Raw genomic sequence first — 16,370 nt, 5'->3', positions numbered from 1 at the left:
GGTGTGCCGGTGGGAGGTCCTCGTAGCGGAGCTACTCGGGCCTTCGACCGGTGCGGCGAGAGTGCGTGCCGGGCGGCGTGGGGACGTGCCTGCACCTCCCCGGGGTCGCTTGACCCCGGGGTCGGGTCATGGTGACGCTGCGGAGTGTGACGGTACATCCCGCCCCCGTGTCAAACGGGAAAAGCCCGCAACGGCCACTCGAACGGTAACCCGACTACCGCCATTCCTGCCGCCCGGAGTACCCACCGGCCATTTCGAGCCTTAGTGGAGGGCCCCCTCCCAATTACCGGGACCTCGGCCTTTTCATGGTCGTCACAGGCGGGTGAAGCACCATGCGCCGACCACGAGCGCGATCACCGCGGCACAGCTCGCGAGGGTCGCCGATGCGACCGGGCTCACACCGTGCGCCACCGGCTCCCGGTGCCGTACGCGGACCACGGTCCACGTCAGCAGCCCGGCTCCGAACAGCGCGAACACCGATCCGGCGAAGATCGCCGGTCCGCTCTCCATGGCTCCCCGTGCCCCTTTTCTCCCGACCGCACGTGCCTCGGGCATGGAGGTTGGCACGCGTGGGCGGCGGCCAGGCGAACCCGAGGTGAACGCGGGACCGACGGGGGCGCGGGACGCCGGGCCCGTTCCTGCCCCACCGGACGCGACCGGGCTCAGACCGAGCCGGGCGCGGGTATCTTTCCGGTCGTCTTCTCCCCGTCGGCACGGCTCACCGTGCACACGGCCTTCTTGAACCCCTTGTTCCAGTCGTCCTCGTCGGCCACCCAGCCGTACACGGTGCGCTCCGATCCCGGCGCCCAGGTCGACTCGAATTTGTTGCCGCACAGCTTGGTCGCGTTGTCAGTGGCTTTCTCGTAGGTCATTTCCGCGGGTGCTTGAACGACGCCTATGACCTGGTCGGTGTGGGGTTTCACGCAGTCGGTCAGCGGGGCGTTGTAGCCCTCGTCCTGCTCTTCGTAGATCCAGCAGTCGCCGATGCTCATCTGACCGACCCACAGCCGCGTGCCCTCGTCGCGCAGCCGGCCGACCTCACCGCCGATCGCCGCATGGCGGCCCAGTACAAGACATGCCGTACCGCTGTTCGCCGCGGTGAACCCCGCCTTCGTCGGCACTACGGCGTAGACCGCCGCGTCGGGCAGGGCGTCGACGACCGCGCGTGTCTGGTTCGCGCAGCGCTGGGCGCCCGACGCGCGCGCGTCGGCGTAGTCGGTGGCGGTGTCGACCGCGACGACCTGTCCGTCCGGCCAGTCCTCGGCGCAGTCGACCACGCCGAGGTTCGGCTCCGACTTGAACGGCGTCCCCGACCAGACCGCCTGTACGCAGTCCCCGGTCTCCAGCGGCTTGCTGAGTCCGACGACATCGCCGTACGGCAGCACGGGCCCGGTCGGCGGCGCTGAGGTCCTGGGCACGCTGGAGGTGGGCGGCTTGCTGGCCGTGGTGTTGTTGTCACCGCCGTCGTCCCCGCCGGTCAGCGAGAGGGCGAACCACGTGCCGCCGGCGACGACGAGGACGGCGGCCACGACGAGCGCGATCAGGGCGAGCCGCTTCTTGCCGCTGTCGTCGCGGCCGGGCGGAGCGGGCGGCCCCGCACCAGGAGCCCCCGGCCCGCCGGTGGCCCAGCCGGCACCGGAAGTGCCGCCGGCGTAGGGCTGGGTGGGGCTTGCGGCGACAGAGGGGTTGCCCCCGTACGGCGGCGTCGGGCCGCCCGCGTAGGGCGGCGTCGGACTGTTCCCGTACGGCGACGGGCCGCTGCTTCCCGCGTAAGGGCCGTAGGGCGCGGAGCCACCGCTCCCGTAGGGGCCCTGCGCGTAGGGGTTGCCGGGTTCGGGCGCGGGCTGCTGCTGCGCGGCGGCGCTCTGCCGCCATGGGCCGTACGCCGCCCCCGGCGCCCCACCGGGCGTGGCCGCCCCGCCCCCGTCGGACGCGGCCCCCGGAGTGTGGGGCGCCTGCGGGGCACCCGGCGTGAAGGGCCCGCCCGGTGTGCCCGGAGTCTGCGGCGTGCCCGGCGCCTGCGGCACCCCGGGTGCCTGCGGTGTCCCGGGCGTCTGCAGGGTACCCGGCACGTCGAAGGCGCCCGGGACGCCCGGTGTCTGCGGGGTGCCCGGCGTCTGCGGCGCCCCGGGCCCCACGCCACCGGCACCACCACCGGCGCCCCACCCCGGTGACGTGCTCGCGACGTACCCCGGCGGTGGGCCGTCCACCGCCCCGCCTCCCGCAGCCGCACCGGAGCCGACCGGCTGTCCTCCCCGCCCCTCGCCGGCACCGAACCCGTCGGCGGGCGGCCCGAATCCCGGCGTCGCGCCGAACCCCGCCTGCCCGGCAGCGGCGTCGGCCCCTCCCGCCGCCGCGGGCCAGGTCGGCGACGCTCCCCGCACCACCCGCTCCAGCCCCCGCGCCACGGTCTCCGGCGACGACCTGCGCACCGGGTCCTTGACCAGCAACCCCTGGAGCACGGGCGTCAGTTCACCGGCCCGCACCGGTGCCGTCGGCTCCTCCCCGAGCAGGGCGGTCAGGGTCGCGTAGTCGCCGTGCCGGTCGAAGGGGCCGTGGCCCTCCACGGCCCAGTACAGGGTCGCGCCCAGTGAGAACAGATCCGCGGCCGGTGTCGGCGGCTCGCCCCGCGCGCGTTCCGGCGCGAGGTAACCGGGCGTGCCGAGGATGCCCGCCGTGGCGGTGAGCCGGGGTTCGCGGGACTCGGGTTGCAGGGCGATGCCGTAGTCGGTGAGCAGCACGCGCGCGTACGGGTCGCCCGAAGCGTCCGAGCCCAGCAGGATGTTGGCCGGTTTCACATCCCGGTGGAGGATGCCGATCCGGTGCCCCGCGGTCAGCGCGTCGAGCACGGCCAGCCCGATGCGGGCCACCTGGGCGGGCGGCAGCGGGCCCGAACGCCGTACGACCGCCTGGAGATCGACCGCGTCCGGCACGTACTCCATGACGATCCAGGGCAGCCCCTCGTGCACCACCACGTCATGGACCGTCGCCACATGGCGGTGCCCGCGCAGCCGCGCCGCGTGCCGTGCCTCGGCGCGGGCCCGCGCGATGCGCTGCGCGGGCTCGCTCGCGTCCATCGGCACGTCCGGGAGCGCGATCTCCTTCAGCGCGACCTCGCAGGCCAACTCGTCGTCGTAGGCCAGCCAGACACGGCCCATGCCGCCCGCGCCGAGTGTCCGCAGCAGCCGGTAGCGGCCGCCGACGACCCTGCCCTCACCCTGATCCGGCGTCTCCCCCGACATCACGCCTCCCCCCGAGGCCCGAGCGGGTACGCCTCCCCCGAGGACGCATCGGGCCTGCCCCTCGAAGGTAGCCTCGCACGTGCCACTGACAGGAGACTTTTTCTTCACCAATCAGGTCAGACCAGGCGCATGCGCCTCAGTTGTGCGCGCGGGGCGCAGGCTTCGCACTCACGCCGGTTCCAGGAACCCCTGCTCCACCAGCAACCGGATCTGCGCCGGCGTGCGGTCCCTCAGCAACACCGGGTCCTCACCCACCAGTTGCGCGATGGCGTCCAGGATTCGCCCCGCGCTCAGCGAGCCGTCGCACACCCCGGCGAAGCCCGCACCCACCGTGTCCACCTTGGTGGCCCGGCGCATGCCGCGGTTCTGCCGCAGCACCACGTGCTCCGGGTCCTCGGCGCCGGGCAGCCCGACCTGCTCCTGCACGATCTCCGGCGCGAGCTTGAAGTGCCCTTCCAGCAGCGCCGCGTCGTCGTGCGCCCGCAGATAGTCGAGCCGCTCGAAGTGCGCCCGCACGGTGTCGCCGAGGGGCTGCTCGACGGGGTGCGGCCACTCCTCCGCGACGACCGAGGGCACGGCGGCCCCCGTCTTCCGCAGGGTGATCCAGCCGAACCCGACGGCCTTCACCTTGCGCGCCTCGAACTCGTCCAGCCAGGCGTCGTACAGCGCCTGGTACTCCGCCGGGTCCCCGCGGTGGTCACCGGCGTCCCTCAGCCACAGCTCGGCGTACTGCGTGACGTCCTGCACCTCGCGCTGGACGATCCACGCGTCGCACCCGCGCGGCACCCACGACCTGAGCCGGTCCTGCCAGTCCTCCCCCTCCACGTGCTGCCAGTTGGCGAGGAACTGCGCGAACCCGCCCTCGTTGAGCCGTTCCCCCGCCTGCTGAACGAGCGACCGGCACAGATCGTCCCCGCCCATCCCGCCGTCGCGGTACGTCAGCCGCGCACCGGGCGAGATCACGAAGGGCGGGTTGGAGACGATCAGGTCGTAGGTCTCGTCGTCGCGGACCGGCTCGAACAGCGAGCCTTCCCGCAGCTCGGCCGCCGGGGCGCCGGAGAGCGCCAGCGTCAGCGCGGTGATGTGCAGCGCGCGCGGGTTGAGGTCGGTCGCCGTCACGCGCGTGGCGTGCCGCGTGGCGTGCAGCGCCTGGATGCCGGACCCGGTCCCGAGATCGAGGGCGGAGCCGACCGGCGTGCGGACGGTGATCCCGGCGAGGGTCGTGGAGGCACCGCCGACGCCGAGGACGACGCCCTCGTCACGGCTGCCGATGCCCCCGGCGCCCCCGACGGCGCACCCGAGGTCGGACACGATGAACCAGTCCTCGCCGGCGGGCCCGCCGTACGGCCGCACGTCCACGGTCGCGGCCACTTCGTCGGCGCCGGCGGCCACCAGCCACCCGGCCTCCAGACACGCCTCCAGGGGCAGTACGTCCGCCACGCGCGCGTGGAGCGCGGGCTGCTGGAGCAAGAAGAGCCGTACGAGCACCTCCAGCACGCTGTCCCCACGGGTCGCCCGCAGCGCGGGCACCGTCTCGCTGCGCGCGAGCGCCGCGTACGCGGGGGCGCCGAGCAGTTCGAGCAGGCCGTCGGCGGTGAAGGAGGCGCCCAGGAGAGCGTCGCGCAGCGCGGCGGCGACGTCGGGGCGGTCGGCGGAGGGCAGAGAGGCAAGGCTGGAGTCACTCACCACCCCATTGTGGACGCAATGCGGCGCCGCAGGCGGTGCCTACGGCGCCGGGGTCACGCGGGGCGGGCTGTCAGCCGTTCGTCGCCGACGGCGTGGTGGACGCGCTCTTGCAGCTCTCCTGCTCGGCCATCGCCTTGCCGACGTCGCCCTCTTCGAGGGTCTTGAGGGCGTCGCTGCCGCTCGTGCTCAGCTTGTCGAGCTCGGTCGCGACGTCCTTGAGGCCGTCCGCGAACTTGCCCTGGTCCTTGGTGTCGAGTTCGTCGACCTGCTTCTTGAGGGACGCGTAGGAGGCGGAGATGCTGTTGAGCTCCTTGACCGCGTCCTGCTGCTTCTTCTCGCCGTTGTCGACGTCCGGCGCGCCCGCCTTGGTGACCGCGGCCCCGATCGCCTTGTAGGCGTCGGACATGTCCTGGAAGGCCTGCGAGTCGGTCTTCTGGACGTCCTCCGGCTTGCTGTTGTCCGAGGTCTGCTTCTGGATCGCGGCGTTGGCGGCCTCGATCTTCTTGGCCTGCGGCTGCACGGCGTCGCAGACCTGCTTGGCCCAGGAGTTCAGCTTGTCGTTGTTGTCGTCGCTGCTGCATCCCGACAGCGCCAGTACCAGTACCGCACCGCCGGACAGTGCGGCCGCGAGCTTCTTGTTCACCGGATTGGTCCCTTCCATGGCTCTCGGCCCCGGAAGATACACGCCGGACGGACCACGGCCGCATGCCGGGCATCCGCAAAGAACCCTTTTATATCCATTTGCACCAAGCGAGAGAAGGCTCACGGTGAGGGCGTGAACACACACAGAACGGGCGGGCGACGCGCCTGTGCGCGCCGACCGCCCGCCCGGTGAGCAGGCTGTCGTAAGACCGCCTACGGAACCACCGCGGGATCGGCCGAATTGGCCGCCTTCTTGGCACTCTCCTCGTCTCCCACCGCGATACCGCGCCGCTTGGAGACATAGACCGCGCCGACGATCACGGCGAGCGAGAGCAGGGCGATCCCGATCCGGACGCCGATGCTCTTGTCGTCGCCGTAGCTGAACTTGATGACCGCGGGCGCGATGAGCAGCGAGACGAGGTTCATCACCTTCAGCAGCGGGTTGATCGCGGGCCCCGCGGTGTCCTTGAAGGGGTCGCCGACCGTGTCACCGATGACGGTCGCGGCGTGGGCCTCGCTGCCCTTGCCGCCGTGATGGCCGTCCTCGACGAGCTTCTTGGCGTTGTCCCAGGCACCGCCGGAGTTGGCGAGGAACACCGCCATGAGCGTGCCCGCGCCGATCGCGCCCGCGAGATACGCCCCGAGCGCGCCGACACCGAGCGTGAACCCGATGAAGATCGGCGCCATGACGGCGAGCAGTCCGGGCGTCGCCAGTTCCCTGAGCGCGTCCCGGGTGCAGATGTCCACGACCTTGCCGTACTCCGGCTTCTCGCTGTAGTCCATGATCCCGGGACGCTCGCGGAACTGCCGCCGCACCTCGTAGACCACGGAACCCGCCGACCGCGACACGGCGTTGATGGCGAGTCCGGAGAAGAGGAAGACGACCGCGGCGCCCGCGATGAGGCCCACGAGGTTGTTGGGCTGCGAGATGTCCATCATCAGGTTCATCGGGGCGCCCTCGCCGGACACCTTCTCCCCGACGTCCTGCGCGCCCGTGAGGATCGCGTCACGGTATGACCCGAAGAGCGCCGACGCCGCCAGGACGGCGGTGGCGATGGCGATGCCCTTGGTGATGGCCTTGGTGGTGTTGCCGACGGCGTCCAGGTTGGTGAGCACCTGCGCGCCCGCGCCCTCGACGTCCCCGGACATCTCGGCGATGCCCTGGGCGTTGTCGGAGACCGGCCCGAAGGTGTCCATGGCGACGATCACACCGACCGTGGTGAGCAGACCGGTGCCGGCCAGCGCCACCGCGAACAGCGCCAGCATGATCGACGTACCGCCGAGCAGAAACGCCCCGTAGACGCCGAGGCCGATCAGCAGGGCGGTGTAGACGGCCGATTCGAGACCGACGGAGATACCGGCGAGGACGACGGTGGCCGGGCCGGTGAGCGAGGTCTTGCCGATGTCCTTGACGGGGCGCCGGTTGGTCTCGGTGAAGTAGCCGGTCAGCTGCTGGATGACGGCGGCGAGCAGGATGCCGATCGCCACCGCGACGAGCGCGAGGATCCGCGGGTCGCCGTCCTTTCCGGAGATCGCCCCGTCGGTGACGCCGTCGAGATCGGCGTACGACGACGGCAGGTACGCGAAGACGGCCGCGGCCACCAGCGCGAGCGAGATCACCGCGGAGATGAAGAACCCCCGGTTGATCGCGGACATGCCACTGCGGTCGGACCGGCGCGGTGCCACCGCGAAGATGCCGATCATGGCGGTCAGCACACCGATCGCGGGCACGATCAGCGGGAAGGCGAGCCCGGAGTCGCCGAAGGCCGCCTTGCCGAGGATCAGCGCGGCGACCAGGGTCACGGCGTACGACTCGAAGAGGTCGGCCGCCATGCCCGCGCAGTCGCCGACGTTGTCGCCCACGTTGTCGGCGATGGTCGCGGCATTGCGCGGGTCGTCCTCCGGAATGCCCTGCTCGACCTTGCCGACCAGGTCGGCGCCGACGTCGGCGGCCTTGGTGAAGATGCCGCCGCCGACACGCATGAACATGGCGATCAGGGCGGCCCCGAGTCCGAAGCCCTCGAGCACCTTCGGCGCGTCGGCCGCGTACACCAGCACCACGCAGGAGGCGCCCAGCAGACCGAGCCCCACCGTGAACATGCCGACGACGCCGCCCGTACGGAAAGCGATCTTCATTGCTTTGTGCGAGACGGCGGTGAGATCTTTTTCGGGCTCACCTTCCGCAGGTGTCGCTTCCCGTGCCGCCGCGGCAACGCGCACATTGCTGCGCACGGCGAGCCACATGCCGATATAACCGGTGGCCGCCGAGAACGCCGCGCCGATCAAGAAGAAGACGGATCGACCGGCGCGCTGGTTCCAGTCGTCCGCGGGCAGCAGCATGAGCAGGAAGAACACGACGACGGCAAATACGCCGAGCGTGCGCAACTGCCGGGCCAGATAGGCGTTGGCGCCTTCCTGTACGGCTGATGCGATCTTTTTCATGCTGTCGGTTCCCTCGCCCGCCGCGAGCACCTGGCGTACCAGGACGCCCGCGACCACGAGCGCGGCGAGTGCGACGGCGGCGATCACCCAGATGATGATCCGGTTGTCGTCGGTCAGGACCGCGGCTGCGAGGGTGGTGGGATGGTCCAGCTGATGAGGGGTAGAAAGCCCCGCCATTCGTCCTCCTTGACGCTTGGGCTGAGCTCAAGATGTGGACGGATTGTAGGTACCGGAACCTGATCAAAACAGTGCGCGGTAAACGGAATTGGCCTTCACATGCTCTTCAGCAAATGATCGACGTCACGCCACGGAACCCGAAAGAGCTAATGCCCCAAAGGCATTGACACTTGATCGAATTATCGCGTGATTGATCGTGAATTCCTTCACGAATTCCGTGCGCGATCAGTCTATGAGCGCGCACCGGCCCCCGGACATGCCGAAAGGCCCTACCGAGTAGGGCCTTTCGGGGCAAGAAGGGTGGGTGAGGCCGGAAGTCAGGGGAGCGTCGCGGCCGGCGGAGTGGTCGGCCAAGTCATACGGATCGACCCGCCGTGCTCCCCCGCGGTGACTTCCACGTCGTCGACGAGACCGCTGATGACCGCGAGGCCCATCTCGTCCTCCTCGGTCTCCGCGTCCGGGTCCTCGGCGGCCGCGCCGGGTGCCCGGTCGCCCGGGGCCGAACGCGGCGCCTCGTCGCCGACCTCGATGGAGAACTGCTTCTCCTCCTCGATCAGCAGCACTTTCACCGGTGCGGTGATGCCGCTGTTCTGATGCAGTCCGACGGCACGGGTGCAGGCCTCGCCGACGGCGAGCCTCACCTCGTCGAGAACGGCCTCGTCCACTCCGGCCCTGCGCGCCACCGCTGCCGCCACCAGTCGGGCGGTCCGGACGTGCTCGGGCAGCGCGCTGAAGCGGAGTTCAACGGTGGCCATGCATCCCCCTCGGAACTACGGGCGTGCTGTCGGGGGACCGGACCGCCGAAAGTCCGGACCCCCCTCTACTACAGCCGTCCCGGGCGCGGTTCAGGTCACCGCCCCCGGTCCGGTGGTTCAGTCGGTCGCCGCCACCGCTTCCTCGACCGAGGTGTGGATCGGGAACACCTTGGTGAGACCGGTGATGCGGAAGATCTTCAGAATGCGCTCCTGGTTGCAGACCAGGCGCAGCGAGCCCTCGTGGGCACGCACCCGCTTCAGGCCGCCGACCAGCACGCCGAGCCCGGTGGAGTCGAGGAAGTCCACGCCCTCCATGTCGACGACGAGGTGGAAACTCCCGTCGTTCACCAGCTCGACCAGCTGCTCGCGCAGCTTGGGCGCGGTATATACGTCGATTTCGCCACCGACCTCGACGACCGTACGATCGCCGACGGTACGGGTCGACAGGGACAGGTCCACGGATCCTCCAGCACCTTGCTATCGAGCGGTCGCCCGTTAGGACTCTCGGCAGAGCCCCCAGGACGGTTCGCCAGCCGCGATGGCATTCAATCACTTACCGGCAGGCGTGCACGACGCCTTGGTCCCATTGTCCGTCACGCCGGTGACACACTCGGTGCCGATGGCCAAGAATCACCGATCCGATCGATCCCCGACGGACGCCGTATCCCGGGTGGACCCGAGCACGGTGCTGGGCAGGCTCGCCTCGGGGCCGAGCCGTGCTTCGCGCATCACTCATACGGAGCACTTGCCCCCGCGCGAGGGCCGCCATGCCGTCTGGCCTGACCGGATTCGACCGGAGGTCCTCGCGGCCGTCCAGGCGGCGGGCATCGAGCACCCCTGGGCCCACCAGGCACGCGCCGCGGAGCACGCCCTGGACGGCGAGTCGGTGGTCGTCGCCACCGGCACCGCCTCCGGCAAGTCCCTGGCGTACCTCACGCCCGTCCTGACGGCCCTCCTGGACGGCTCCGAGGCCCCGAACGGCCGCGGCGCCACCGCGCTCTACCTGGCGCCCACGAAGGCGCTCGCGGCAGATCAGTGCCGTTCCGTGAAGGAACTTTCACAACCGCTGGGCAATTCAGTTCGACCGGCCGTCTACGACGGTGACACCCCGTTCGAGGAACGCGAGTGGATCCGCCAGTACGGCAACTACGTCCTGACCAACCCGGACATGCTGCACCGCGGCATCCTCCCGTCCCACCCCCGCTGGTCCTCCTTCCTCAAAGCGCTCAAGTACGTCGTCATCGACGAGGTCCACACCTACCGCGGCGTCTTCGGCTCCCACGTCGCCCAGGTCCTGCGCCGCCTGCGCCGACTCTGCGCCCGCTACGGCGCCTCCCCCGTCTTCCTGCTGGCCTCCGCGACCGCCGCCGAGCCCGCGGTCGCCGCCCGCCGCCTGACCGGCCTGCCGGTGGTGGAGGTCGCCGACGACGCCTCCCCGCGCGGTGAACTGGTGTTCGCCCTCTGGGAGCCCCCGCTCACCGAGCTTCAGGGCGAGAAGGGCGCCCCGGTCCGCCGCACGGCCACGGCGGAGACGGCCGACCTCCTGACGGACCTGACGGTCCAGGGCGTCCGCTCGGTCGCCTTCGTGCGCTCCCGGCGCGGCGCCGAGCTCATCTCGGTCATCGCCCAGGAACGACTGGCCGAGGTCGACCGCTCGCTGGCCCGCCGCGTGGCGGCCTACCGGGGCGGCTACCTCCCGGAGGAACGCCGAGCCCTGGAACAGGCCCTCCACTCGGGCGAGTTGCTGGGCCTCGCCGCGACGACGGCCCTGGAACTCGGCATCGACGTCTCCGGCCTGGACGCCGTGGTCATCGCCGGCTACCCGGGCACCCGCGCCTCCCTGTGGCAGCAGGCGGGCCGCGCGGGCCGCTCCGGCCAGGGCGCCCTGGCCGTCCTGGTCGCCCGCGACGACCCCCTGGACACCTTCCTCGTCCACCACCCCGAGGCCCTCTTCGACCGTCCCGTGGAGACGACCGTCCTCGACCCCGACAACCCGTACGTCCTGGCCCCGCACCTGTGCGCGGCGGCGGCGGAACTGCCCCTGACGGAGGGGGACCTGGAGCTGTTCGGCCCGGCGACCGAGGGACTGCTCCCCCAGCTGGAGGCCGCGAGGCTGCTCCGCCGCCGCACGAAGGCCTGGCACTGGACCCGCCGGGAATCCGCCGCCGACCTCGCCGACATCCGCGGCGAGGGCGGCCGCCCGGTCCAGATCGTCGAGTCCGGCACGGGCCGCCTGCTCGGCACGGTCGACGCGGGCGCCGCCCACACGACCGTCCACGAGGGCGCGGTCCACCTCCACCAGGGCCGCACCTATCTGGTGCGGACGCTGGACCTGGAGGACTCGGTGGCGCTGGTGGAGGAGGCGAACCCGCCGTACTCGACCGTGGCCCGCGACACGACCGCCATCGCCGTCCTGGAGACCGACGTCGAAGTCCCCTGGGGCGACGGCCGGTTGTGCTACGGCTCCGTCGAGGTCACCAACCAGGTGGTCTCCTTCCTGCGCCGCCGCCTCATCACCGGTGAGGTTCTGGGTGAGACGAAACTCGATCTCCCTCCTCGTACGCTGCGCACACGCGCGGTGTGGTGGACCGTCACGGAGGACCAGCTCGACGAGGCCCGCATCAACCCCGAGATCCTGGGCGGCGCCCTGCACGCCGCCGAACACGCCTCCATCGGCCTGCTCCCCCTCTTCGCGACCTGCGACCGCTGGGACATCGGCGGGGTGTCCATCCCCCTGCACCCCGACACCCTCCTCCCGACGGTCTTCGTCTACGACGGCCACCCCGGCGGCGCGGGCTTCGCGGAGCGCGCCTTCCACACCGCCCGCGCCTGGCTCACCGCCACGCGCGAGGCCATCGCCTCCTGCGAGTGCGACGCCGGCTGCCCGTCCTGCATCCAGTCCCCCAAGTGCGGCAACGGCAACGACCCGTTGCACAAGAGGGGCGCGGTGCGCTTGCTCACGGTGCTGCTGCGGGGCGCGCCTGGGACGGAGGGGGTGGCGGGGGAGCCGGGGGCTGCGGAAGCTCCGGAGGCTGTAGGGGCTGTAGGGGCTGCGGAAGCTCCGGAGGCTGTAGGGGCTGTAGGGGCTGCGGAGGTTGCAGATGCCTCGGAAGCCCCGGAGGTTGCAGAGGCTCAGGCGTCTGCTGAGGCATCGGTGCCTGCGGAAGCTTCGGTGCCCGCAGAGACACCGGCGTCTGTGGTCAGGGCGGCCCGGGAGCGGGCCCCGCGGGCACCGGCACAGGAGACGGGGCAAGAGCAGGTCCCGCAGGGATCGATGCAGGGGCCGGCGCAGGGGCAGACCCCGCAGGCACCGGCACAGGAGACGGCATCGGAAGCGGCTGTTCCGCAGGTCCCGCCCGTGCCCTGACCTCCGCCGTGAACGGCCCCCGCCCCGCCGCGGCCGTCACGTCCGACACCTCGCCCACAAGCGTGCACCGCACGAGCCGCACGCCCTGGGCGCGGGCCACCCGCCCCGCCCGCTCGCAGGCCCCAGCCCCGCCGTCCGCCCAGTGGTCCGCCGCCGCGAGCGCCGCCAGATCCGCCCCGCCGGCCGCACGGTGCCGCGTCACCACGGCCTGCTCCAGGGCGAGCACGACCCCGAACACCACGCACAGGACGGCGATCGCACCGACGCTCCAGACGGTGGCGGAGCCTCGGTCGGAACCGAGACCGCGCCGGCGCGCCCCGCGCCCGCTCATGTCCCGCCCTCCACCGAGGCCACGGCCTCCTCCCGCACCTCGAACGGCAACCCGTGCAGCACCGGCGGCTTGGCCACGACCACGACCCTGACCCGCGCCTCCTCCCGGCTGACGGTCACCTGCGCACCCCGCGGCGCCGCATCGCGGGCCACCTCGACGACCGCGTCGGCCGGATCCTGCCGGGCCGCCGCCCGGGCCCCCGTCCTGGCCGCGTCGACGCACTGGATCTGGGCGGCCACCACGAGCAGCCCCCACACCAGCGCCGTCGCGAACATCACCAGCACGGGCAGCACCACGGCCGACTCCGCCGTCACGAACCCCCGGTCCGCGCCCCGCTCACATCCGCGCATCGAGGGCCTGCTTCACGATGCCCTGCAGCTCGGCGCTGACGGCCCCGCTGGTCACCACCTTGTAGAGGACGACCGCGAACGCCACCGCCGCGACGATCCCCATCGCGTACTCCGACGTGACCATCCCCGCGTCCCTCCGCGCCGCCCGCAGCCGCGCGAGTACCACCTTGCACATCTCAACCCCCGTAGGAATCAATTCTGTTGCCTGCTTCGTCGCGTTCTTCTTGCTCTTCTTGCTCTTCTCGTTCTTCTCGTTCTTCTCGTTCCTTTTGCTCTTCTCGTTCTTCTCGATCACGGCGACCGCCGCACGCCCGTACCCGTCATCCACCACCCCCGCCCAAGGCCCCGCCCGCCAGCCCGATCACCACGGGGAGCACCCCGACCGCGATGAACGCGGGCAGGAAGCACAGCCCCACCGGCGCGGTCACGAGGACGGCGGCCCGCCGGGCCCGTGCCGTCGCGGTGCGTCCCCAGTCGGCACGGGCCTCCGCGGCGAGCCGGGCGACCGGCACGGCTGCGGGCAGCCCGGTCACGTCGGCCCGTTCCAGCAGCCTCGCCAGGGGCCCGGCCCCCGGCATCGAGGCCAGTCGCCGCCAGGCGTCACCGGGTTCACCGCCCAGCCGCACCTCCGCCGCCCCGCGCGCCAACGCCTCCCCGACCGGTCCGCCCAGCGCCTCACCCACGGCCTGCGCCGCGACCACCGGACCGGCACCGGCCGCGATACAGGCCGCCAGCAGATCGGCGGCGAGCGGCAGTTGCCGGGCGGCCCCCTCGACGTCGTACTCCTCGTCGGCGCCCGCGGCCGAGCCCCGCCTCCGCCACCACCACAACCCGGCGGCGACGACCAGCCCGACCACGAGCCCGGCGACACCACCGACCAGAGCCCACCCGCCGGCCACCACCCCCACCGAGGGCAGCCACCGCCGTACGGCTCTCCGCGCCTCGCCCCGCGGCCCGGCAGTTTCACTCCCTCGCGCCACCAGCCGAGCCAGTCGCCGCCGTACCCGCCGTTCGCGCCGGACCCCCTCGACCCACCGCACGCACCACGCCACGACCAGCACGCTCCCCACGACCGCCCCCAGCCTGTGGACAACTTCCGTACTCACATCGCCTCCGCTCCCCGCACGATCCGCATCGCCCACCACATCCCGAGCCCCTCCAGCACCCCGCCCACCACCAGGCACCCCAGCCCCGGCCCGGTGTGCAACAGGACGTGCAGCGGGTCGGAGCCGAGAGCCGTACCGAGCAGCAGGCCAAGGACCGGCAGACCGGCGAGCATCACGGCCGTGGCGCGGGCCCCCGCCAACTGGGCGCGCAGATCGGCGCGTTGGTCCCGCTCGGCGCGCAGTGCCGCTTCGAGCCGGTCCACCCCCGCGGCCAGCCCCGCGCCCCGGTCCACGGCGACCCGCCAGCACGCCGCGAGTCCCAGGAGCCCGTCGGCCCCCGGCTGCCGTGCCGCCACCGCGAGCGCGTCCGGCACGTCACCGCCGAAGCGCGCCGCCGCCAGCACCGCCGGCTGGGCGTCACCGAGCCCGTCGCCGTCGCGCGCCGCCCGCAGCAGGGCCTGCCCCGGCTGCCGTCCGGCCCGTACCTCTCCGGCCAGCGCCCCGCACAGCGCGATGACCTCGTCCCCGCGGCGCTCCTGCGCCTGCCGCGCCCGACGTGTCAGCCGAACCCGCCGCAGCAACGGCACCCCGGCCAGCCCCATGACCAGCGGCACCACCGAAGTCCCCAGCACGGCGAGCACCACCCCGGCCGCCGCCGACCACCACTCGCCTCCCAGACGCCCCCGCAACCGGCCTACCTCACCCCCGAGTTGCTCCCACAGGGGCGGCGGCCCGGTCCCAGCCACCCCGCCGCTCCCCGCGAACAGCAACCGCGCCCGCCGAGCACCGACGTGGGGCCCTCCCACCAGCCAGACGACCGCCCCCGCGCAGGCCGCGGCAGCACCGACCGACATCTCACTCACCCCGGCCATGACATCCCTCTCCGGACAGTCCGAGCAGCCCTCGCAGCCGCTCCCACCCCCGCTCATGAACGAAACCCTCCGCGCCCCACCGCAGCGCCGGCACCGTGCGCACCAGCCCCGACGGGTCCCGCTCCAGCACCCGTACCTCGGCGATCCGCCGCTGCCCGGCCCGGTCGCGCACCAGGTGCAGCACGACAGACAGCGCGGCCGCCACTTGGCTGTGCAGCGCGGCACGGTCGAGCCCGGCGGCCGTGCCCAGTGCCTCCAGCCGAGCCGGCACGTCGGCGGCGGCATTGGCGTGGACGGTCCCGCACCCGCCCTCGTGGCCGGTGTTCAGCGCGGCCAGCAGATGCACTACCTCGGGCCCCCGCACCTCGCCCACGACCAGCCGGTCCGGCCTCATCCGCAGGGCCTGCCGCACCAGATCCTGGAGCGTGACCAGGCCGGCGCCCTCCTGGTTGGCCGGTCTGCTCTCCAGGCGTACGACGTGCGGGTGGTCGGGCCGCAGCTCCGCGGAGTCCTCGGCGAGCACGATCCGCTCCCCCGGCCCGACCAGCCCCAGCAGCGCGCTCAGCAGCGTCGTCTTGCCGGTGCCGGTGCCGCCACTGATGAGGAACGACAGCCGAGCGTCGACCAGTCCCCGCAGCACGCGGTCCCCGTCCGGCGGCACCGTGCCCGCCGTCACCAGTTCGGCGAGCGTGAACGCGCGCGGTCGCACGACCCGCAGGGACAGACAGGTGCAGTCGACGGCCACCGGAGGCAGCACTGCGTGCAGCCGCGTCCCGTCGGGCAGCCTGGCGTCCGCCCAGGGCCGCGCGTCGTCGAGTCGCCGCCCGGCCACCGCGGCCAGGCGCTGCGCGAGCCGTCGTACGGCCGCGGCGTCGGGGAAGGTGACGCCGGTCAGTTGAAGCCCACCGCCCCGGTCGACCCAGACCCGGTCCGGTGCCGACACCAGTACGTCGGTCACGGACGGGTCGGCGAGCAACGGCTCCAGCGGTCCGCTGCCGACCAGCTCGGAACGCAACCGCGCGGCGGCGCCCAGGACTTCGGCGTCCCCGAGCACCCTCCCCTGCTCGCGCAGTGCCTGCGCCACACGCGCGGGCGTCGGCTCGGCACCGCTCTCGGCAAGCCACTGCCGCACCCCATCGAGAAGCCCCGCCGCCATCCCGGCACCATCCGTCCCGCCATCGGACAGCCCCACGCCCGGGCCCGAGCCACCCCGCCCGACTTCGACAAACCCCGAGCCCGAAGCCGCACCACCCCCCTCACCGTCGAAAGGCTCTGCCGCCGTCCCGCCCCCACTCCACCCGCCATCGGGGAATCCCGCGGCCGAACTCGCCTGCCCTCGACCGCTTTCAAGCAGCCCTGCGGCCGAACTCGCCCGCCCTCGCCCGCCTTCAAGCAGCCCC

13 protein-coding genes and 1 pseudogene are annotated in these 16,370 nt (G+C 72.4%); 1 reads left to right on the top strand and 13 read right to left on the bottom strand.

Going from position 1 to position 16,370, the window contains the following annotated elements:
• Window positions 1-312: 312 nt before the first annotated feature.
• From DI272_RS25225 to bldG, 7 genes are all read right to left on the bottom strand, one after another.
• Window positions 313-510: a hypothetical protein gene (locus tag DI272_RS25225; RefSeq protein WP_109497551.1), complete on the bottom strand. Its 198-nt coding sequence runs from the start codon at window positions 508-510 to the stop codon at window positions 313-315.
• A 152-nt stretch (window positions 511-662) separates the two neighbouring features.
• The gene (locus DI272_RS25220; RefSeq protein ID WP_109497550.1) at window positions 663-3,242 is read right to left on the bottom strand and encodes a serine/threonine-protein kinase; all 2,580 of its coding nucleotides are present in this window, start codon (window positions 3,240-3,242) and stop codon (window positions 663-665) included.
• Window positions 3,243-3,410: 168 nt separating this feature from the next.
• A complete protein-coding gene (locus tag DI272_RS25215; protein WP_109497549.1) occupies window positions 3,411-4,928 on the bottom strand; it encodes a class I SAM-dependent methyltransferase in 1,518 nt (505 codons plus the stop codon).
• Window positions 4,929-4,998: 70 nt separating this feature from the next.
• Complete coding sequence (locus tag DI272_RS25210) at window positions 4,999-5,589, bottom strand: small secreted protein (RefSeq protein ID WP_109497548.1); 591 nt, start codon at window positions 5,587-5,589, stop codon at window positions 4,999-5,001.
• Between the two features lie 194 nt (window positions 5,590-5,783).
• Complete coding sequence (locus DI272_RS25205) at window positions 5,784-8,189, bottom strand: sodium-translocating pyrophosphatase (RefSeq protein WP_109497547.1); 2,406 nt, start codon at window positions 8,187-8,189, stop codon at window positions 5,784-5,786.
• Between the two features lie 317 nt (window positions 8,190-8,506).
• Window positions 8,507-8,944: an ATP-binding protein gene (locus tag DI272_RS25200; protein ID WP_109497546.1), complete on the bottom strand. Its 438-nt coding sequence runs from the start codon at window positions 8,942-8,944 to the stop codon at window positions 8,507-8,509.
• Between the two features lie 117 nt (window positions 8,945-9,061).
• Window positions 9,062-9,403 carry an anti-sigma factor antagonist BldG gene (bldG, locus tag DI272_RS25195; protein WP_003975386.1) on the bottom strand — a complete coding sequence of 114 codons (342 nt, stop codon included), beginning with the start codon at window positions 9,401-9,403 and terminating at the stop codon, window positions 9,062-9,064.
• Between the two features lie 79 nt (window positions 9,404-9,482).
• Here bldG and DI272_RS25190 point away from each other — a divergent pair, with 79 nt between their 5' ends.
• Window positions 9,483-12,311 (top strand): DEAD/DEAH box helicase, encoded by a 2,829-nt coding sequence (locus DI272_RS25190; RefSeq protein WP_258314666.1) that lies wholly within the window; start codon window positions 9,483-9,485, stop codon window positions 12,309-12,311.
• On the opposite strand, the pseudogene DI272_RS25185 reads toward DI272_RS25190, so the two are convergent.
• From DI272_RS25185 to DI272_RS25160, 6 genes and pseudogenes are all read right to left on the bottom strand, one after another.
• A pseudogene (locus tag DI272_RS25185) lies at window positions 12,256-12,642 on the bottom strand (Rv3654c family TadE-like protein); the annotation flags it as partial. The gene DI272_RS25190 and the pseudogene DI272_RS25185 overlap by 56 nt on opposite strands.
• A complete protein-coding gene (locus tag DI272_RS25180; RefSeq protein ID WP_109497544.1) occupies window positions 12,639-12,992 on the bottom strand; it encodes a TadE family type IV pilus minor pilin in 354 nt (117 codons plus the stop codon). The gene DI272_RS25180 and the pseudogene DI272_RS25185, both read right to left, overlap by 4 nt.
• Window positions 12,979-13,167, bottom strand: coding sequence for a DUF4244 domain-containing protein (locus tag DI272_RS25175; RefSeq protein WP_109501021.1), 189 nt, complete (start codon window positions 13,165-13,167; stop codon window positions 12,979-12,981). The genes DI272_RS25180 and DI272_RS25175 overlap by 14 nt, the downstream gene beginning before the upstream one ends.
• Before the next feature lie 145 nt (window positions 13,168-13,312).
• The gene (locus DI272_RS25170) at window positions 13,313-14,098 is read right to left on the bottom strand and encodes a type II secretion system F family protein (RefSeq protein WP_109497543.1); all 786 of its coding nucleotides are present in this window, start codon (window positions 14,096-14,098) and stop codon (window positions 13,313-13,315) included.
• A complete protein-coding gene (locus DI272_RS25165; RefSeq protein ID WP_109497542.1) occupies window positions 14,095-14,970 on the bottom strand; it encodes a type II secretion system F family protein in 876 nt (291 codons plus the stop codon). The genes DI272_RS25170 and DI272_RS25165 overlap by 4 nt, the downstream gene beginning before the upstream one ends.
• A complete protein-coding gene (locus tag DI272_RS25160) occupies window positions 14,954-16,126 on the bottom strand; it encodes a TadA family conjugal transfer-associated ATPase (RefSeq protein WP_109497541.1) in 1,173 nt (390 codons plus the stop codon). The genes DI272_RS25165 and DI272_RS25160 overlap by 17 nt, the downstream gene beginning before the upstream one ends.
• Window positions 16,127-16,370: the final 244 nt, after the last annotated feature.

The sequence above is a fragment of the Streptomyces sp. Act143 genome, from assembly GCF_003143935.1.
Lineage (GTDB): Bacteria > Actinomycetota > Actinomycetes > Streptomycetales > Streptomycetaceae > Streptomyces.
The sequence above is the reverse complement of the archived record's forward strand: the minus strand, read 5'-3'. Positions and strand labels throughout refer to the sequence as shown.